A 21218-nucleotide genomic window follows, 5' to 3' on the forward strand; every position below is an offset into this window, starting at 1 on the left:
TGAAAATAATTATAACCCATCGTTCCAACCTGGATTTTGAGTCAGATTCGTATTTAATAAGCGTTCCTGAATTGGTATAGGATATAAATAGTCTTTATTTTCATCCCATACTTTTTTGAGATGGGGATTAACAACAATACATCCACTTTCTCCGTTTTCCAACGTAATATCACTATTCAGTTTTAGATATTGAATTGATTTACCATCTAATGATGGTTTTGAGTCTTTGTAAATATGTATATCGATATTCCCATCTCCATCCAGATCGAAAGAACCTATGCTTGGAAAATACATTCCTTTAAACTGTTCTGTGAATGTAGCCCCTTCTTTCCAGCGCATCATATCATCCCAGCGGAAACTTTCCATAACAAGTTCTATACGTCTCTCTCTTCTTATTTCCAGAATGACACCTTTATTGGAACCTGATACATGTGGGTATTGCTTTTCTAAGTATGGATCCGGATTTGAGTTGGCTTTTGTCAGATCTATATTAGGCATTCCAACCCGGTCTCTGATTGGTTTGATGGAGATATCAAGATCATTTTGAGTAAGAATCCCTAATTCGGCTTTTGCTTCAGCATAGATTAAAAGTGCTTCTGCAAAACGGAAAATGGGCATGTCGTTAATATCCTTCTGATTTGTATCCCACTTTCTCTCTGTTACAAATTTTATCAATTGGTAACCTGTTACTGTAGAGCCGAATTCCTGTACAAGAGTTTCTGTCTCATCAATACGAGTATACCCCGGTGTACGTATGGTTTGGCTTAGGCGAGGATCTCTGTTTTTAGTTTCATCGGTAAAAAACATGGTTTCATGCCCTGGTATATCTGTAAAACGTTTTCCATCTCTCATCAGATAGCTGTTTACCAATCTTTTTTCAAGTCCCGGGCGTCCGTAGGAAGCTGTCATTGTATAATAATTCAGGTTGTGATATACCTGAAATTCATCACTATACCCTCTTGCAAGTATCACCTCGGCAGGAATGGCTTCATGGGATGCAAAGAAATTGAGATAATCTTTATCCGGGTTACCCGTAGAATAAATTTTATATCCGCTTTGCGAGATCAATTCTTCAGAAGCATTTACTGCCTCTTTTAAGAATTTATCGGCATCCGGCAAGTTAAATTCTGTATGATATTTGCGGAAAGTACCTTCATGAAGACATATACGTGCTTTTAAAGCCAATGCTGTCCATTTAGACAATTCGTTCACTGTTTTTTCTGTTGGTAAATGTTCAATAGCTTTGTTGATGTCTTCCAATATATGTTCCATGATTTCCGTACGGGGACTCCTGGCTTTTTCCAATGCTTCCGTATCCTGATCATTAATGACTTTATCATACCAAGGAACATCTCCAAAACGCTTTACTTTATCAAAATAGAAGAAAGCACGGAAGAAATAAGCAATAGCATCATAACGTAACCGCGATTTCTCATCACTACATTTAACAGAGTTCTCCAGATAGAAATTAATGTTTCTCAAATCTTCCCAAACCCAGTTTCCACCGCTGGTCGGAACGATGCGTGTACCTCTTAATTCATCGGCTAAGTCCATCTTTATAATATTGTCTACCGCTTCATTATATACACCTTCTGCATTAGGTAGTGTTTTATAGAAAGAATTTGTGTAAAGCCTGAGGTCGTTTCCTGTATTAAAGAATGTGTTTGGAGAGATAGCATCCAATGGATATTTTTCCATTTCACAAGCAGAAAAACAGCAACTTGCGATTAATATGTAAATGATATTTTTCATAACGATAATTCCTTTAAATGATTAATTAGAATGTGATATCCAATCCAATAGAGAAAGTTTTTGATAACGGATAACTTCGTCCGTTGGAATCGGCTACAGGTTGTTCCGGATCGATATAATCCGTTACAAAAGGTGTCCATGTTATTAGGTTTTCTCCACTAAGATAGAGACGACAGTGTTGAACTGCAATCTTTTTCATCCATTTTTCCGGAAGAGTATATCCTATTACCAGATTTTTGAGTCGTAAATAACCTATATTCTGTATATACTTATCATTGGGGTCTCTTAAACAACCGCCGCTGTTTAAGGCTGTGTAACCTCGTAATACCGGAAAATAGGCATTTGGGTTATCTTCTGTCCAGACTAGGTCATTGAAATTCTTTGGAGTAAAAGAGAAATATGGACGTGAATAAGGTCCCCAAAACTTGTCTGCATTATTACTAGGATACCAGTCTCTGCGACCAATTCCCTGAAAGAATACAGATAAGTCAAGACCATTCCAGTTAGCATTCAAATTTATGCCGTAATTGTAACGGGGTTCGGAGTTTCCTATGATTTCCATATCTCCGGGATCATCAGCGGTCTTTTTCCCTGGACTGATTATTCCGTCATTATTCAGATCTCTGAATTTCAGGTCTCCAGCACGTAGTTTTCCCCATTCACCGGGTGCTTTTTGGATTTGAGTATTCACCAGCTTTTGGTCTATTTTCCAGTTGGCAGCCTCTTCGTCTGTTTGAAAGAATCCATCTAGTCTGTAACCCCATATTTCTCCGAAACGTTCACCTACATAATGGTTTGCAAGTAATTTATTAGGATTGTCATATCTGGTTATTTCGGATACGGCATCTCCGAGAACGAAAGATACTCCATAATTAAAAGGCTTTCCTTTCAAAGAAAATTCATCTTTCCAGTTTATTACGATTTCATAACCTTTGGTTCTTAAGTCTCCTGCATTTTGCTGTGGAGAAGCGGCTCCGAATACGGCAGGTAATGTTTTTCCTGGCACAAGCATATCTGTAGTATTACGTACATATGCATCAGCAGATATATTTAATCTGTTATCTAGGAATCCCAGGTCAATACCAGCATTGATTGTTGTTGCTTTTTCCCATGTCAGGTTATCTATGATCGGGTTGGGAGAACTTACATTCTGAGTTTTTTGTCCATCGATCAACCAATTAGAAAGTTCCATTCCCATCGTAGAGATATATGGATAATAATTAGGACTTTTACTGTTGACTGCCTGATTCCCCAGTGAACCATAAGATGCACGGATCTTCAGATTGTTTACGACTTCTTTTGCTTTATCGAAAAAGGCTTCTTCGCTTAATCTCCATCCTCCCGATACGGAAGGAAAGAAACCATAACGCATTCCTTTTTTGAAACGGGATGTTCCATCGTATCGGCCGTTCACTTCAATGAGATATCTGTCGTTGAAATCGTAGTTTGCACGGAAAAATGCTCCAAATAAAGCATAATCATAAGCTCCGCCCTCAACCAACATGTCTCCTGTGCCCAAATTCAAGTCATTTAGAGATTCTGATATAAGATTTTTACGGGAAGCCATCATCCGTGAATGTTTTTTATTTTCATAATTTATACCGGCCGTTAATCCGACGGTATGTTTGCTAAATGTTTGATTATAATTAGCATAAATGTTTGCTACATGCATCGGATCGAACCACATTGTCTTTTTAAACTGGTCTGTATTGTAGTTGGGGACTTCTTGTATAATGCCTGGTTCAATAGAATAATGTGCTACTGTCGAACGGTACCAGTCATCTGCAATGTAAAATGAATAAGTATAATCTGCATTTAATTTTATATTCTTGGTTATATCTAATGCCATACTGGTTGTTGTCGTGAATTCATGTATCCCTTTTTGACCACGCGAACCTCCATCAAGTAACATGGCATAAAGTCCATCTCCGATTGAGTAGTTATTTTTTAGAGTATTGTAAGTTGCAGTTCCGTCTGGATTGATAGGGGCATAACATGGTAATGCATGTACGGTTACATATACGAAGTTTGGATTTCCTCCTCCTTCTCTTCCATAGTATTTGTAACTTTTATCATAATAAGAAGTGTTGTTGGAGACCTTCAGGAATGGGAATAACTGGGCATTGATTTTACTGCGGAAATTGAAAGATGTAAATTTATCCGTATTAATTTTCATGATGCCATCTTTAGTATAAAAATTACCGGATAGAAGGAAATTTACTTTTTCGGTTCCTCCCGATAAATTAATACTATGTGATTGTGATGGCTGGTGGTCGTTAAATACGGTCTTCCACCAGTCGTAGTTTCCGTAATAGTTATAAATGTCTTTTCCGTTCACGTTTTTAACAACAACCCAAGGGCGTTCCGGATTTTCAGTATTGTCGTAGCGGCGTGCTTTCAGTTCTTCCATATCCTCATCTGTATATCGGGTGTAGGTGTTTCCTGTTGCTCTGCGGAATGCTTCGTCGTTCAACATGACGGCATCGTATCCGGTGGTCATGAAATCAGTTCGTACAGTAGGTTTCGAAGATGCGAAGAAGGTCCCGTATGTGATACTCATTTTCCCAGCCTTTGCATTTTTAGTGGTTACCAAAATTACCCCGAATGCACCTCGTGCTCCATAGATGGCAGATGCTGCAGCATCTTTTAAAACGGATACAGATTCAATATCTCTGGGGTTTACGCGGTTTATATCTCCCGGAACTCCGTCGATGAGAACCAGTGGTTCCCCTCCGTTTATGGAAGCTTGTCCACGCACATTAATAGAACCTCCGGCTCCTGGTTCACCAGTGGAGAAGGTGATATTAACGTTTGGCATTGTTCCTTGCAGGATCTGAGTTGCGTTTGATACCGGACGGTTTTCTAATTCTTTGGCAGTGACTTGTGCTACAGCCCCTGTCAAGTTTACCTTTTTCTGTACTCCATATCCGACTACTACAACTTCATCCAGAGCTTGAGTATCTTCTAATAGTTATCAATATTGTTTTTATTTGCGACTGGTATTTCCTGTGAGTTATAGCCGATAAATGAAATGACGATTATGGCTGACTCCGCGACATCCAGGCTGTATTTTCCATCTATATCTGTAATTGTACCATTACCGGTTCCTTTTTCAAGAACATTGGCTCCAATTACGGGTTGTCCACTCTGATCTGTAATTGTCCCACGTACTCGTTTTGTTTTTGGGGAAGTTTGTGGTTTTTTCATTATGTTTATGTGGCGGTCATTGATGGTGTAAGTCAGATCTGTCTCTTTTAGTGCCTGATTTAACACATCACTGATTTGTTTATTCTGAGCATTGACATTGACATAAATGCCATTAATATCAGAGTCAACATAAAAGAAAAGGAATTCACTTTGTTTCTCAATTGTAGAAAAAACTTCGGAAAGTTTGATTTGTCCAGCATTAACTGAAACCTTCGTATTCTGCGAATAAGAATCCATTGCAACAGCCTGAAACAGGGTCACAAATAGTAGAACGACTGTGATCTTCATAATCTGAATGATTTTTTTTAGATCTTTAGATAAAAAAGATCTGTAGTAAGAAACATTTTCCATAATTTTGCGTAGATAAAAGATTTATAATAGCTTCAGTCACAATGTTTGGTCGCGGAGCGACTGAAGCGGATTAAATTTTTGCGATAAACCGGTTATATCAGTATAGCCGGTTTTTGTAGGTTAACATTATTAATACTCCATAGGCTTTCTGTTTTCGTTAATAAAGATTTATCTGATGTAATATGTATTATTCTTTTTTTTCCATTTTATAGGGAGGCTTCGTGAAATTATTTCTAATATTTTATCTAGCGTTTGTTCTTCGCTAAAACTACCGGATATGGTAATGGATGGTTTCATTAATTGCTTGTTTTCGATAATAATTTGTACATTGTATTTCTTCTCAAGTTCTTTTATTAATTTGCTGAACGAGATCATTTTATATTTTATCAAGCCATCTTTCCAGGAAATTTCTTTTTCTATATCTACTTCATATACATCGATGTTACTGGTTGAATAGTCGAATGCCAGTTGTTGGTTGGGATATAATTTAACTTTTTGTCCGGATCCTTCGAAAGATATCCCCCCTTCTATTAATGTGGCAATGATTTTTTCTGATTCAGTATCAATTTTAGCATTGAACACCGTACCTAAAACTTTAATAGTACCTTTGTGTTGATTACCTACCTCAAAGGAAACTTTAAATGGGTTATCAGAGTTTTTGGTAACTTCAAAAAGGGCTTCTCCTTCCAGTTTAACCGATCGGTTAACTTTACCATAAGCGTCTGTATAAGTGAGTGTACTATTTTTATTTAATGTGACTTTTGTACCATCATTGAGGGTGAACTCTGATTTATTGTTATTGGTAAGATAAGTATAATATTTCGTATTTTTCTCATTTGTATGGGTTATAATAAAAAAAGACGAAATGCCAATAATCAAAATAATAGAAGCTACAATTGGGAGAAGGATTGATAGTAAATACTGTTTCCTGGGAATTGGATGTATATTTATTTTATCTTGCAACTTCTCTAATGAAATAGAAGGATTTACATATAGATTAGATGAAATATCTGCATTCCAATAACTTTTCAGCAGATAGAATGTTTGACGATTCTCCTCTTTTTCATTTATCCAATTACTGATGACTAGAATATCTTCAGCTGAAGCATTTTCTGTCAGAACCTTTGTTATAATATGATCTATTTTGTTATCCATCTTTGTTGCTTCTATTAAAATAGTCGCAACCTTGGAGAAAAACCCTTAGTTACAGATGGAAAAATATTATGCGAATAGTAAAAAATTGTATCTGATTCTGCATTTTCCTGATAATGGATACTTGTTCATCGTTGATCCGGATTATGTATTATGAAAATCGTACCTTTACAGTATAAAACTATAAAGGTACGAAAAAATGGAAAAAATTGAAGTGATATTGTAAAGATATTGGTTATAGACCAAGTATGTATTTTTATTAATAAGACATGAATTCCGTGAATACCCCTATTGGAGAAAGGAAAATATTCTAGTTCTGATAAATATAAAAAATGAAAGGGAAAGTCTGGGTTTAATTCCAGCTCTTCCCCTCTCTTACTTAACCGACCCCCTTATTTCCCAATAAGTTTTATGTAACAAATGTATATGATTTGTTAGGATGATTTGTTTCGTAAATCAAGCAAATTAATTCTGTGTCCAGTCAAATTTCATTCTAGATTACGATCTGTAGTTCTATGACCGATACAAAATAGACTCTGTATTGCTGCTCGTTTTAAAAAGAGTGCCAATTGGAATAATAAGTTTCGGTCTGAGACTATTTTTGAGAAGTTAGTAACTTATTTATCCTGTTTGAGTGATTCGCGTAGTTTTTTGATGGCAGTAGAGAGATGGGCTTCTAGTGTTTTTACGGATATGTCTAATATAGTTGCTACTTCTTTATATTTAAGTTTATCTTCACGAACCAGTTTGAAAGCTGCTTTGCATTTAGCAGGAAGGGCATCGATGGCTTTATTTAGTTGGTTGATTCTCTCTTTAGAGATAAGGTCATCCTCTGGAGTTGTTTCTGTATATGTGAAAAGATCGATTGAGATTTCATTTAGTTCTATCTGTTCCATATGTATAGTACGGTAATAACTAATAGCTTTGTGTCTGGCTATAGAATAAATGTAAGCATCAAAGTTGGCTATTTTCAATAAAGATTTCCTGTTGTTCCATACAGCGAGAAAAGTATCTGATACTATTTCTTCGGCTTCTACCGCAGAGGAGACATAAAGAGTTGTAAATCGCATCATCCTTCGAAAATAAGTGAAGTATAACGATTTAAAGGCCATTTGTGAATCGTGCAAAGCCATTTCACATATCCATTTTGCTATGTCTTCTTTATAGTCGTTCAATAGTTGAAAGTTAACAACTTTATTAATATAGTCGTATTTGAAAGGAAAAACCCTTAGTGTGATAACTTTATTTTCTTACGGTTTTTAATAATACGAGGGTGTTTTAACGATTGTAACATGTTTGTAACATCTGTGTAACACATGTGAAATATTTGTTTCAGAACTTTGCCGTCGAATATGTAACACTCATTTATGGAAACATTTTATCTGTTCCTCGTAATTTTCCTCTTTGTGCTGGCGGTGTTCGACCTGTCGGTCGGAGTCAGTAATGACGCAGTAAACTTCCTTAATTCTGCAATCGGTTCGAGGGCCGCATCATTTAAAGTAATTATGGTCATCGCCGCAATCGGTATTTTTGTCGGCGCTTCATTGTCAAACGGAATGATGGATATTGCCCGGCATGGGATCTATCAGCCCCAGCACTTCTATTTTTCGGAAATAATGTGCATTCTGTTTGCCGTTATGCTTACGGATGTTGTTCTGTTGGATGTATTTAACTCGTTAGGTATGCCGACTTCTACAACTGTTTCTCTTGTATTTGAACTCTTAGGAGGTACTGTTGCACTTGCTCTGATTAAAATAGCCCATTCCGACGGGGCTTTGCAATTGGGAGACCTGCTGAATACGGATAAGGCATTTACCGTTATTCTGGCGATATTCCTGTCCGTCGCGATCGCCTTTTTCTTCGGTTCCGTAGTGCAGTACATCTCTCGTCTGATCTTTACCTTTAATTATAAGAAACATACCAAATACTTTATCGCTCTGTTCGGTGGTCTGGCTGCTACTTCCATTTTATATTTTATGCTGATAAAAGGATTGAAAGAAAGTTCTTTCATGACAAGTGGATTGAAAGAAGCTGTATATGGCAATACGGAGACGATTGTCTGGTGTGCCTTTATCGGTTTCACGATCCTGATGCAGATTCTTCACTGGCTGAAAGTGAATGTGTTCAAAGTAGTGGTGTTGATGGGTACGTTTGCCCTGGCGCTGGCTTTTGCGGGCAATGATTTGGTGAACTTTATCGGTGTTCCTTTGGCTGGCTATTCTTCTTATATAGATTTGATGGCACAGGGGGGAACGACTACGACGGATACGTTCCTGATGTCTTCCTTGCTCGAACCGGCACAGACACCCTGGTATTTCCTGGTAGGATCGGGGCTGGTGATGGTGATTGCATTGGCTACATCCAAAAAGGCACAGAGCGTAATCAAGACTTCGCTGGATTTGTCCCGTCAGACGGAAGGAAATGAAAATTTCGGAACTTCACCTGTTGCCCGTGTGCTGGTCCGGACATGCAACAACACAGCCAGTACGCTGCTGAGTGTGGTTCCTCCCCGCGTAAAAGACTGGATAGACAGCCGTTTCAATAATGACGAGATCATCCTGGAAAATAAAGCCAGTTTTGACCTGGTCAGAGCTTCGGTCAATGTTGTGTTGTCCGGCTTGTTGATTGCACTGGGTACTTCTTTGAAATTGCCTCTGTCTACTACTTATGTTGCGTTCATGGTGGCAATGGGTAGTTCGCTGGCGGACCGTGCCTGGGGACGTGAGAGTGCCGTTTACCGTATTACCGGTGTGTTGTCCGTGATCGGAGGATGGTTCATCACGGCGGGTGCAGCATTTACCATTTGTTTCCTGGTTGCTTTGCTGATTTATTTCGGCGGTATTGCCGCCATGGTTGCCATGGTCGGTGTAGCGGTTTATATGCTGATCCGTAATCAGATTGCCTATAAGAAGAAACTGAAGAAAGAGGCTTTGAAAGAAGAAGTCAATACGACGGTTGCGAAACTGCGTGAAACAACCGACGGACGCGAAGCGCTTTCTTTGTTCCGCGAACATAGTCGCGAAGAATTGGAATCTGTCCTGCTCTTCACTGCGGATATGCTGGATAGATCGGTTCACGGATTTATGAATGAGAATCTCCGTGAACTGCGTAAGGTCCTGAGTGCCGTGGAAGAAAAGAAAATCCACCTGAAGCAGGTAAAACGAGTCGGAACTCTTGGTGTCACTCATTTGGATCATGATATAGCCGTTGAAAAGGGGTTATATTATTACCAGGGAAATGATTTCGCCAGTGAGATCATATTCAGTGTCCGCCGTATGACGGAGCCGAGCAAGGAACATGTGGATAATAACTTCAGTCCGCTCAACGATATCCAGAAAGAAGATTTCAGTAAGATGACGGAAAGTATCGTTACTTATCTGAAACGCTGTGCGACTATGATCGAGAAGAACGATTATCATCGCTTGGACGATGTGATCGCCGAATCGGTGGATTTGACGAACCAGCTTACAGCTTTGAAGAAAGGCGAGCTGAAACGTATTCAGGGACAAAGCGGCAGCACCAAGGTAAGTATGGTTTACCTGAACATGGTACAGGAGGCGCAGAATATCGTATCTTTTACCGCGAATCTGATCAAGGTAAGCCGTAAATTTCAGAAAGAATGAAATACAATCGTCGGCTGAAACATATTTGTAACAAAATCTAAACAGATTGGTCACATTATAGAAATACCCTCGTCATATCGCGAGGGTATTTTTGTTGCCGGAAATAAAACGACAACAAAGATGAACAATTTGTTACAGATAAATGAAACGACCCGGAAACGCCTTTCCGACTTCCTTTTTATCCTTTGGGCGGGAGGAGCCGCTTTGCTCTCTTATTCCTTGGTTTATGCACTCCGTAAACCGTTCACCGCAGCCTCTTTCGAGAATGCGGAATTTTTCGACCTGGATTATAAGGTGGTGGTGACGATCTCCCAGATACTGGGATATGTGATCTCCAAGTTTATCGGTATCAAACTGATCTCTGAGTTGAAAGCGGAGGAGCGGTTTAAGTTTATTCTGACATCCGTCTTGCTGGCGGAAGCGTCGTTGATCCTTTTCGGATTGCTTTCAACGCCGTTCAATGTGGCTGCGATGTTCCTCAACGGTCTTTCTTTGGGATGTATGTGGGGAGTGATTTTCAGCTTTATCGAAGGACGGCGGGTAACGGATATTCTGGCGAGTCTGCTGGGTGTCAGTATGGTGGTCAGTTCGGGGACGGCGAAGTCGGTCGGATTGTATGTCATGAATCATCTGCATGTAAGCGAGTTTTGGATGCCTGCACTGATCGGTGCAGTGGCACTTCCCCTGTTGCTCCTGCTGGGTTGGGCACTTAACAGGCTTCCCAAGCCGACCCAAGAGGATATCGCCATGAAGTCCGAACGCGAAACCCTGAACGGAAGACAGCGGCGGGAGCTCTTCAAAAGCTATATGCCTTTTCTGAGTATGCTTTTCGTGGCCAATATCGCGATTGTCGTTTTGCGAGATATAAAGGAAGACTTCCTGGTGAATATAATAGATGTATCCAGTTACTCGCCGTGGCTCTTTGCCCAGATAGACAGCATCGTGACATTGATTATCCTGGGGATATTCGGTCTGATGGTCTTCGTGAAAGACAATTTGAAGGCACTGTCTGTATTGTTTGTCCTGATCATGTCGGGAATGGTGGTGATGTCGGTCGTCTCTTTCGGGCAGGAACAGTTCCGGCTTTCGCCTGTTGCATGGTTGTTTATCCAGAGTTTGTGCCTGTATATCACCTACCTGACATTCCAGACTATCTTTTTCGACCGTTTCATCGCTTGCTTCAGAATTCGCGGGAATGTCGGTTTCTTTATTGTGACGACAGACTTTCTGGGATATACCGGAACCGTCGTTGTGCTTGTCCTGAAGGAGTTTTGCAACCCCAATATCGATTGGGCTTTGTTTTATAACCAGCTGGCAGGTTATGTCGGTATCTTTTGTTGCATCCTTTTTGCTTGTTCTTTTGTATATTTGCACCAGCGTTTCCGTAGAGAAACAGGTGTGACAGCCGCCAGGGAAGAGACACTTGAAGCCGTTCCGCAGAATGCCATCACCGTTGCCTGAATTTGATATATCGGAATATAAAGAATAATCAGTATATAAATGAAGTTATGAAGAAGATTTCGTGTGTAATTATGGACTGGGCGGGAACAGCTGTCGATTTCGGTTGTTTTGCCCCATTGAACGCTTTCCTGAAAGTTTTCTCGGAAGAAAAAGGGATCGATATTACGTACCGCCAGGCACGTGAGCCGATGGGACTCCTCAAGATCGATCATATCAAGGCTATTCTGAATATGCCGGAAGTCAGTGATAAGTTCCGTGCCCGTTATGGCCGCGACTGGAACATGGATGATGTGAACGAGATGTATCAGAGTTTTGAGAAACATCTGTTCGCCTCGCTGAAAAACTTTACCACGCCGATACCCGGTGTATTGGAAACAATGAAACTGTTGCGTGAGAACGGCATAAAGATCGGTTCTACAACCGGCTATACACAGGCTATGATGGACGTGGTCCGTCCCGATGCCGCTGCCAAAGGCTATGAGGTCGACAATCTGGTCACTCCCGACGATGTTCCTGCCGGTCGTCCTGCTCCTTATATGATCTATAAAAATATGATCGATTTGGCTATTCCGTCTGTAGATAATGTTGTGAAAGTAGGCGATACGATTGCCGACATCAAAGAAGGCCTGAATGCGAAAGTTTGGAGCATCGGTATCGTAACGGGAAGTAACGAGATGGGAATTACTGAAGAAGAATACAACCATCGCTCTGCCGACGAACTAGCTGAACTGAAGCGCGAAGTACGCGAACGTATGCTGGCTGCAGGTGCTCATTTCGTATTGGATAACATTACCGAACTGCCTGCTTGCATTGAGAAAATTAACCGATAAAATAAAGACATAACATATCCATTGAAATGAGAAATTATCTTTTACTGACTCCCGGCCCGTTAAGTACTTCACAGACAGTACGCGAGGCCATGCTTCAGGATTGGTGCACCTGGGATAAAGATTATAACGAAGGAATTGTAACTCCGATCCGTAAAGGCTTGCTGGCCATTGCCGGACTGGATGAGAACGAATATACCGACGTACTTTTGCAGGGAAGCGGTACTTACTGCGTGGAAGCAACGATCGGAGCTGCCGTGAAACCGACCGATAAACTGCTTATCCTTGCCAATGGCGCATACGGTAAGCGTATGGCGCAGATTGCTGAATATTATCATATCGATCATGTGCTGGTCTCTCTGCATGAAACGGAGCTGATCACAGGAGAAGTTGCCCGCAAGGCACTGGAAGCGAATCCGGGCATCACCCATCTCTCTATGGTGCACAGTGAAACAACGACCGGTCTGCTGAATCCGATCGAAGAAGTGGCGGAAGTGATCCGTGGCAAGGGAATCACGTTTATCGTAGATGCCATGAGCAGCTTTGGAGGCGTGCCTATCGATGTGAAGAAGCTGAATATCGATTTTTTGGTGAGCAGTGCCAATAAATGTATTCAGGGAGTTCCCGGTTTTGGCTTCGTCATCGCCAGGAAGGAAAAGCTGATGGCCTGTAAAGGAGTTGCCCGTTCGTTGTCCCTGGATATCTATGCACAATGGGAAACGATGGAAAAAGGCGGAGGTAAATGGCGTTTTACGTCACCTACGCATGTGGTCCGCGCTTTCTACCAGGCAATGAAGGAACTGAATGAAGAAGGTGGCATCGCAGCCCGCTACGAACGCTATAAGAAGAATCACCGTATATTGGTAGACGGCATGCGTGCATTGGGATTCAAGACGTTATTGCCGGATGCTTCGCAGGGTCCGATCATCACATCTTTCCTGTATCCTCATGCTGATTTTGATTTCCATGCTTTTTATGAAGCACTGAAACAAAAAGGTTTTGTGATTTATCCCGGAAAGATCTCGGATGCCGACACTTTCCGTATCGGGAATATCGGGGATGTTTTCCCTCAGGATATGGAGAATTTGCTGGAAGCGATCAAACAGACATCTATCCGTTGACGGCATTGTCTGACTCACAAGGATGAATGAATACAAAGCGGGCTCCGGCAGTATATGATGTATCCAGGAATATGCTGTCCGGCCCGCTTAAATGTTCTGCTATATAACTGCATATATGGAGACCGAGACCTGTGCCTGATTGGTAGTTGTCCGACTTTTCGAAACGTTTAAATATTTCTTCCTGCTTTTCTTTTGGAATACCCGTTCCGGTATCGGTGACCGTTATCCGTACGTGCTTTTTATCTGCTTCCAACGTATAAGCCAGGTTGATTTCTCCTTTTTCCGTAAATTTGGCCGCATTGGTTAGCAGGTTGGTTAGTAATTGTTGCAGGCGTATAGTGTCTGTATTGATAATCACTTGTTCTGAGGCAGGGGAAAAAGTTAATACCACTCCTTCACGTACATGTTGCCGGATGCTGTTGAGAGCTTTTCGGCAGCAATCTTTCAATAATACTTTTTGCAAATTGAAGCTCATGTCACCCGTTTTCATCATTGACAGGTTGAGTACATCATTTATTAACGTCAGCATCAAATCGGTATTATTCTGAATGATTCCGGAATATTCTCTTTTCTCTTCTGGAGTTGTTCCCTTTTCTGTCAGCAACTCGGAAAAACCGACAATTGCATTCAGAGGAGTACGTATTTCATGACTCATATCTGCAATGAAAGAACTTTGCAGGCGATTGGCTTCATCTGCTCGTATCGTTTCGAGTATCAGTTTTTCTTTTGATTTTAGTAAAGCCTCTTTTTCCTGTTGTAAATAATTCTTCAACCGTTGTGTCCTGTTGCTGTAAATATATAGGATATAGAGTGTTATTAGTAATATGATAATTACAGACAGGAAGAATAGCAACTGATTTTGTTTCTGTATAATTTGCTTTTGGTTATTCTTCATCTGGTCTTTTTGCATGATATCGAAATTGATATCATGTAATGTACGCAGTTGGTTCACTTGACGCAGAAACATTTCGTTGTTACTTTTGTCATTATAGGCGCTGATCTCTTCATAAAGCTTCAGGACTTCGTTTTCTTTCCCTTGTTTTTTCAGTATATCGGCTTTTAATTGTAAATCTTCCGGTAAACGCTGTTTTTCTAAAAGTTTGTCAATGTAATGTAAAGCGAGTGTAAAATTACCTGTTCGGGCATAATAATGGGATTTGACAGCCAGATATACTTTTCCTGCATAGTCTCCCTCTACGAATTCACTTCCTTCGAAGCGACTGGCCATTTCGATGGATTCCCTGGCTTTGTCCAATTCATTCTCTTTCAGATACAGATCGGTATAGAAACAATATAAAAGCCAGTATTCCCGGTTGACGGGGAATAAACCGTTTTGTGTTTTATTCAATCCATCTAATTTGTCTATCAACTGCTTATAATCCGCGAGCATTTCCAAGGTCTTTTTATATGAATCGGTCCGCAGGCTCGACTCTATTTGGTAAGCGATCAGACGTAATTCGGTGTCATTGTCGCCTCCCTGTTGTTTCAGACGGTCGAGTCCGTCCTGGAAAGCGATCACGGCATCGCTATCACGACGGATGGCTTGATAAATCTGGCCCAGGCATTCCGAACTGCGCAAGAGTCCGTAACTTTGTTTCGTGTTTATAGCCAATTGGTATAGATTATGAGTATTGTTCATTGCTTCTTCATAATTCCTGTGCCATAACAGATCCTGGCAGTATAATGCTCTTGCCCTGAATAAGGCATCCGGATATTCATTGCGTTCACGGGCGATAGAGTCGATCGTGTGCATCCAGTAAGCCAGACTGTCACTTTTATCCAGGTTATAATAGTAGGTGGCAATGTCCGACAATGCTGTATAAACAGCTTGGACAGAATCAATCTTTTCAGCTTCTTTTATCGATCTTTTCAGGTATTCGATCTGTTCTGGTTTTTGTTCATGGAGAAGAGAAAGACGGTATAATACCGGAATTTTTTCCTGTGGTTCGGATTGCTCCGGCAAAATGGCTTTCAGACTATCGATTTCTGCCATATGTGAGTTGATGGCCAGTGCCGATAGGGGAAAAAGTAGGAGTAACCTTATCATAAGTGCCCAAATCCTGACATGATATGTAAAAGATAGATGCTGTCTTTTCATGATTGTTTGTTGTTTATCAGCTCCGTTGAATGCGTAAAAATAAAACGGGCTCCTGTTGTATAAGCAGAATCTATAAATAAACTCCCTTTAAATTGTTCGGAGATATGTGAGCTGATAGCTAATCCAAGACCTACACCCTGGACAAACTCGTTTACCTTTTCAAACCGATGGAATATATGTGATTGTTTTTCAGGGGAGATCCCACATCCTGTATCAGTGACCGACACTCGGATTAGATGTTCTTCTTCTTCGAATGTAAGATTTATTTCTCCTTCCCGTGTAAATTTAGCTGCATTTTCCAATAGATTCCTCAGGACTTGCATGAAGCGGTTCCGGTCTGTATTTAGCATGTATTTTTCTACCGGAGGTTCAAAAACTAGTCTGACATTTGGCTGCATAAAGGGGTTGATTTCGCTGATGACTTCCCGGCAACAGGCTATCACATCGTAGGCTTTTATATTCAGGCTGAACCTACCGGCATCGACCAGGGCAAGATCGAGTATGTTGTTTACGATATTCATCAGCAATTTGGAGTTTTCTTTAATTAAGTCTGTAAATTCTTTTTTCTCTTCGTCAGAGAATGAATCCTCATCCTCACTTAATAGTTTGGAAAAACCGACAATGGCATTTAATGGAGTACGTATTTCATGACTGATCTTTGCGATAAAATCAGTCTTTTGTCGGTTGGCCTCTTCTGCTTTCTCTTTGGCCAGCCGTGATTCTTTTTCTGATTTAACCAATGCTTCCTTTTCACACTCCAAAGCATTTTTCAGTTTATTGGAGCGTAAATAATAACGGATTCGTATAAATAACAATATGAGTAATAACAGAGAGATACCTAATCCCATCCTTACCCATTGTGTCCGTAAGGCCAGTTGATCGTTTTGACGCTGCAGTTCGTAAGTCTGCCGTTCCTGATCGTTCAGATCATTCAGTAACCGGAGTTGTTGTATCTGACGTTCGAAGGCTTCTTTTTTCATACGGCTATTCAATGCAAACAATTCTTCATAGGTTGCAATGGCTTTTGCTTTTTGTCCGTCGGCTGTCAGGATATCTATTTTCAGCTTTAAATAATGGGGTTGAACTTCGATATCCAGTCCTCTATTAATGGCTTTGAGGGCATTAGTGTAGTCTTTATTTTTATAGCAGTACAGGGCTTTTATGCGGTAATATGGATATTTCATATTCTCTTCTGTCGACTGATCGATATATTTATCTGCCTCTTTAATATATTTTCCAGCTTTATCGAGTTGTCCTTTTTTCATGTACAATTCCGCATAATAACTGTTGAATAGCCATTTATGCCATATCGACTGATAAGAAACTCCTTTATCTGCGTAAATTTTATATACAATCTGATACAGCTCTTTATATCTGTTTATTAATTGGAGAGATTCATCTAGCAGGTTCTCGTCCAGGAATGACGGAATAATTTCCGATACATATTGTATTTCATAAACCGGGTTGGAGTTTAGCTTTTTCAGATAGATTAAACCTTCCTTATAAGCAGTGGTCGCTTCTTTATTTCGCCCCATACCTTGGTATGCAAATCCGATACATTGGTTGGCCAGCATCAGGCCATAGTCATCCTGTGCCTTTTTAGCGTCGTTCAACAGTTTGAAAGCTTCACTGATGGCTAGTTCGTAATTCAATATTCCCTGATAATATTTGCATAGCAATAGTCTTGTCTGGAAAAAAGCCGGTGGTGTTATTGCATGTCGGCGGTAGATCGAATCCAGTTGATTTTTCCAGTAAATCAAACTATCCAATTGAGATTCATTATAATAGTACCGGCATAATCTTGAGTAGCTTTCACCGATATAATTTAGAGTATCGAGTTGTACGGATAAATCGATAAGTTCTTTCAACAACGTAGCTTCTTCGGGTTGTTGCCAATAACTACGGGATAATTCGAGTAAGACCGGCAGCTTTTCTGATGGCTCTTTGATATTCTTCAAAATAGTATGCAAGCTGTCTTTCCGGCTATCGTTTGTTTGTGCCTGCAAATGTGGGCGGGAAGATAAACCGGTTATTACAGTAAGTAATAATATTGAAATAAATTTAGGCATACTAGTGTTAGGTAAATGCTATTGGGTCCTAAAATACAGTTTTGCAAAGATACTCTTTACTAAATAAAAAAAACGGTTTATATCAATAAAAGCGTTGTTTTATACACACTTTGGTTATTTTTTACCATTAAGGCTGGAATAAGTCTACTTTTTTGTGTCCGGAGAGTAAAATAAGTAAATAAAAGCTGCGTATAATAAATTATTTTGATTACGTTTGTATCCGTTAATTTTCAACTAATCTGAAATTTTTATCAGAGAGATTTTTTTACAAAGTTGTACTTTAATTAATAAAAACAAATGAAACGGTCAGATTTAATTGCAGCTATAGCTGCTGAAAGTGGTTGTAGTAAGAAAGATGTAGATGCAATGCTCGAAGCATTTTGTTCTGTTGCGACTGATGCACTTCGTCAAAGAGATCCGATAGTCTTGAAAGGATTTGGTACTCTTTCTCCCAGAGAGCAAAATAGTCGTCCGGCCCGCAACCCCAAGACAGGAGAGGTTGTTATTATTCCGAAGCGTCTGAGTGTGAAATTCAGCGTCGGTAAATTCCTTTTTGAAGATCTGAACAAGTAACTGCTATGCAGGGCGGATGGAGTCGCGCAGAACGAGTATTCCTTCCGGTCCTGTGTTGAATAGCAAGTCTACAATACTTAAGTTGGGGAGGAATCCGAATTTATCCCGGAATACCTGGTAATAGGGTTGCGGGATGAAGTCAGGATCTTCCCCTTCGTGTTTCGGGCGGATGATCTCCCGGAAATCGTTTTCTACCTCCGGTGTATAAGTTTCTGTATAGGCAATGTTCGGCTGCAAGTCCAGTAACCGGCAAACCAACATGCGTAGCTCCTCATTAAAATCGAACAGGAACTCAAATTTCTTTTCATAGAACGGAGCGAAGTCTTCCTCATAATATTCAAAGAACGGACTCATATTATAAGCCGAGACCAGCGCATTCCAATGAAGATGGCGCCAGTTCCCGTGGTCGGATATACGGATATCTTTTGTCGGGCATTTCAATGTGTCCGGTTTGACGATGGGGACGGAGAGGGATAACGGACCGTTGGCGGCTGCGATCGTACAGCGGTTGCGGTAGGTTTGTTTCAGATAGTTCTCTGCTGTCTCTATCCATACTTTCTCAAATTGGAAAAGTTTACAGTACTGTTGTACCGGACCCAGATAGGCCGATGATATATATACAGATTGCATGATCAGTTTATGGGTTTAAAGATTCGTTGCCTGTCCGGACTGTACCAGCTGAACCAGGCGTTTCCTATGATATGGTCGTGCGGAATGAATCCGAGATGGCGGGAGTCTACCGCATCGTTGGTATTATCTGAAAGCATCCAGTAATAATCCTGGTTGAAGAAAAAAAACGTAGTTTCCCTTCCGTCTAAATATAGCTTTCCGTTACGGAAAACAGCCTTTTCTCCAGCCTCGGCCAAGATCGCTTCACGGCAGGCGGTCAATGCGGCAGCATCGAGCCGATGAGCTCTTCCTTTTTGGGGAACGATCAGCTCATAACTGTCTGTCCGGTCTTTTATAAAACGGATATCGGCTTCTTCCGATAATTCCTCCCTGATCTGATACTCTTCAAAAGAGGTGAGATAGAGAGAGAGCCCAAATTCCTCCTCTTTCATTTCCCTGACGGGGATGTTCAGCTTCTTCTGTATAGCCGAAAATTCGTCCTGCCCTGCCTTTGTCACCATATACCGGTTAAGTGATTGCGGCGAATGGGGGATGAGCTTTCCGTTGACCAGATAGCCGTCGCTTGCGACACGGATCGTATCGCCCGGCATACCGATACAACGGCTCAGGAATAAAGGAGTCGAAACGGAATCTTTCAGTAACGGACTGGTAAATAAAACCACCCTGTTGCGCCCGGGATTATCTTTCAGAGGTAACTTGTTGACCAGGATATAATCGCCTTTATGCAACGCCGTCTCCATAGAATTGGTCGAAACATGGAAAGACTCCACACAAAAGTGGCGGACTGCCATAACGCCTCCTGCCAGCAACACGATCGTTGCCAGCCATCTTACTGCAGATATAAAGGAGCGTTTTGCCATATTATTCAAGTTGACAAATGACAGTTGACGGGGGACAGATGAGCTTCGAATTTATCAAACTTTCAACTGTCCCTTGTCAACTGTCAACTTTTAATCAGGGTGTACCATGCGGAACAGACGGTTCCAGCGGATACCACCGTCAAACAGACTGCGGTCTTTATCCAGTGACAACCAGATCAGGATCGGTTTTCCGACGATATGATCTTCCGGAACGAATCCCCACGAACGACTGTCGGCACTGTTGTGACGGTTGTCCCCCATCATCCAATAGTAATCATATTTGAATGTATAGTCTGTTTCCGGCTTGCCGTTGATATAATAGGTTCCGTCTTTTACTTCCAGTGTGTTGTTCTCGTAGTTTTTGATGCAACGGCCATACAAGGCGATGTTACGTTCGTTCAGCGGGATGGTCGCTCCTTTTTTCGGAATCCACAGCGGACCGAAATTATCGCGTGACCAGCCTGTTTCGTACCATGCCGGATACGTATTTCCAGCCCAGGCATCCGGTTCGATAACGATCTTTTTCACAGACGGTAGTTTCTCGGCAATGGCAAGCGCTTTCTTGGTCAGAGGCATGTGGTAAACCGGGTTGAACTGTCCGCTTTCATTCGGCTTAAAGCCGAGGAAAGACATCAGGTCCTGATAAAATCCACTGTTCGTAGCCAGTATGCGATCATCTTTACTTACCTCCATCAGGCGGAACTGTTCCTCCGTGATGGGAGAACCGTCCGTTTCAACAAAGTAGTTGAACTGCAGGTTTTCCGGATTCTTGGCAGGTTTGCCGTCGATGTATACCTGGTTATTTCGTAATTCGATCGTGTCGCCGGGTAAACCGATACAGCGTTTTACATAATTCTCGCGTTTGTCTACGGGACGGTAGATCACCTCTCCGAATGTGTTTTTATCCATCCAGATCCGGTCGCGTCCGTACATGGCGACCAGTTCGTCGTAACTCGGATTCTGTTGTTTCAGGGCAACCGTGTCGCCTGCCGGGAAGTTGAACACGACGATATCGTCACGTTTCACATGACCGAATCCTTTGACACGTTTGTAACCCCATTCAGGCCAGTCCAGATACGATTTGCAGTTGAAGAAGGGCAAGGTGTTTTGTACCAGCGGAAATGACAGCGGCGTGTTCGGTACGCGCGGACCATAGCTCAGTTTGCTCACAAACAGATAATCGCCAACCAGCAATGATTTCTCCAGCGAAGAACTCGGTATCTGATAGTTTTGGAAAATGAACAGGTTAATGAAATAAACGGCAATCAGCGCGAACAGGATATCGTCCACCCATTCCAGTGCATTCCGCACACTCGGGTTCTTCGACTGTTTCCAGGCTCCCCAGGGAATGTATTTTGTCAGGAAAATATCCACCAGTACGATCAATCCTAGCAACAACCAAAGGTTCTGCATCCAGATTGAAAAGAGTATATACAATACGGCTGAGATGCCGAACTTGATCCATTGTTTCTTGGAAAACTTTTTCATTTGTAG

15 protein-coding genes are annotated in these 21218 nt (G+C 41.2%); 5 read left to right on the forward strand and 10 right to left on the reverse strand.

Features of this window, described 5'->3' with window-relative positions; translation table 11 throughout:
* Positions 1-9 precede the first annotated feature (9 nt).
* The 5 genes from P3L47_RS06795 to P3L47_RS06815 all read right to left on the reverse strand — a co-directional run bounded on the left by P3L47_RS06795 (position 10) and on the right by P3L47_RS06815 (position 7595).
* On the reverse strand, positions 10-1752 hold the full coding sequence (locus P3L47_RS06795; RefSeq protein ID WP_277783112.1) for a RagB/SusD family nutrient uptake outer membrane protein: 1743 nt from the start codon (positions 1750-1752) through the stop codon (positions 10-12).
* 25 nt (positions 1753-1777) lie between these two features.
* Positions 1778-4702 (reverse strand): SusC/RagA family TonB-linked outer membrane protein, encoded by a 2925-nt coding sequence (locus P3L47_RS06800; RefSeq protein ID WP_277783675.1) that lies wholly within the window; start codon positions 4700-4702, stop codon positions 1778-1780.
* A 14-nt stretch (positions 4703-4716) separates the two neighbouring features.
* Positions 4717-5247 carry an STN domain-containing protein gene (locus P3L47_RS06805; RefSeq protein WP_277783113.1) on the reverse strand — a complete coding sequence of 177 codons (531 nt, stop codon included), beginning with the start codon at positions 5245-5247 and terminating at the stop codon, positions 4717-4719.
* A gap of 231 nt (positions 5248-5478) precedes the next feature.
* Positions 5479-6465 (reverse strand): FecR family protein, encoded by a 987-nt coding sequence (locus tag P3L47_RS06810; RefSeq protein ID WP_122361895.1) that lies wholly within the window; start codon positions 6463-6465, stop codon positions 5479-5481.
* 614 nt (positions 6466-7079) lie between these two features.
* A complete protein-coding gene (locus P3L47_RS06815; RefSeq protein ID WP_199715659.1) occupies positions 7080-7595 on the reverse strand; it encodes an RNA polymerase sigma-70 factor in 516 nt (171 codons plus the stop codon).
* Positions 7596-7829: 234 nt separating this feature from the next.
* Between P3L47_RS06815 and P3L47_RS06820 the strand changes: the two genes are divergently transcribed.
* The 4 genes from P3L47_RS06820 (at position 7830) to phnW (ending at position 13494) form a co-directional block, all read left to right on the forward strand.
* A complete protein-coding gene (locus P3L47_RS06820) occupies positions 7830-10085 on the forward strand; it encodes an inorganic phosphate transporter (protein ID WP_277783114.1) in 2256 nt (751 codons plus the stop codon).
* Positions 10086-10205: 120 nt separating this feature from the next.
* On the forward strand, positions 10206-11546 hold the full coding sequence (locus P3L47_RS06825; protein WP_122361889.1) for a DUF5690 family protein: 1341 nt from the start codon (positions 10206-10208) through the stop codon (positions 11544-11546).
* Between the two features lie 47 nt (positions 11547-11593).
* Entirely contained in the window at positions 11594-12376 is a 783-nt protein-coding gene (gene phnX / locus P3L47_RS06830) for a phosphonoacetaldehyde hydrolase (protein ID WP_277783115.1), read from the forward strand.
* 26 nt (positions 12377-12402) lie between these two features.
* Positions 12403-13494: a 2-aminoethylphosphonate--pyruvate transaminase gene (gene phnW, locus P3L47_RS06835; protein ID WP_277783116.1), complete on the forward strand. Its 1092-nt coding sequence runs from the start codon at positions 12403-12405 to the stop codon at positions 13492-13494.
* Here phnW and P3L47_RS06840 read toward each other — a convergent pair.
* Positions 13484-15592, reverse strand: coding sequence for a sensor histidine kinase (locus P3L47_RS06840; RefSeq protein ID WP_277783117.1), 2109 nt, complete (start codon positions 15590-15592; stop codon positions 13484-13486). The genes phnW and P3L47_RS06840 overlap by 11 nt on opposite strands.
* Complete coding sequence (locus tag P3L47_RS06845) at positions 15589-17661, reverse strand: ATP-binding protein (protein ID WP_277783118.1); 2073 nt, start codon at positions 17659-17661, stop codon at positions 15589-15591. The genes P3L47_RS06840 and P3L47_RS06845 overlap by 4 nt, the downstream gene beginning before the upstream one ends.
* 297 nt (positions 17662-17958) lie before the next feature.
* Here P3L47_RS06845 and P3L47_RS06850 point away from each other — a divergent pair, with 297 nt between their 5' ends.
* The gene (locus tag P3L47_RS06850) at positions 17959-18234 is read left to right on the forward strand and encodes an HU family DNA-binding protein (RefSeq protein ID WP_122361879.1); all 276 of its coding nucleotides are present in this window, start codon (positions 17959-17961) and stop codon (positions 18232-18234) included.
* Positions 18235-18237: 3 nt separating this feature from the next.
* On the opposite strand, the gene P3L47_RS06855 is transcribed toward P3L47_RS06850, so the two are convergent.
* The 3 genes from P3L47_RS06855 to lepB (P3L47_RS06865) all read right to left on the reverse strand — a co-directional run bounded on the left by P3L47_RS06855 (position 18238) and on the right by lepB (P3L47_RS06865) (position 21212).
* Positions 18238-18864, reverse strand: a complete 627-nt coding sequence (locus P3L47_RS06855; RefSeq protein WP_122361877.1) for a WbqC family protein — start codon at positions 18862-18864, stop codon at positions 18238-18240.
* 2 nt (positions 18865-18866) lie between these two features.
* Entirely contained in the window at positions 18867-19724 is an 858-nt protein-coding gene (gene lepB, locus P3L47_RS06860) for a signal peptidase I (RefSeq protein WP_277783119.1), read from the reverse strand.
* Positions 19725-19814: 90 nt separating this feature from the next.
* Positions 19815-21212: a signal peptidase I gene (gene lepB, locus P3L47_RS06865; RefSeq protein ID WP_122361873.1), complete on the reverse strand. Its 1398-nt coding sequence runs from the start codon at positions 21210-21212 to the stop codon at positions 19815-19817.
* Positions 21213-21218: the final 6 nt, after the last annotated feature.

Source organism: Parabacteroides chongii (assembly GCF_029581355.1).
Classification (GTDB): domain Bacteria; phylum Bacteroidota; class Bacteroidia; order Bacteroidales; family Tannerellaceae; genus Parabacteroides; species Parabacteroides chongii.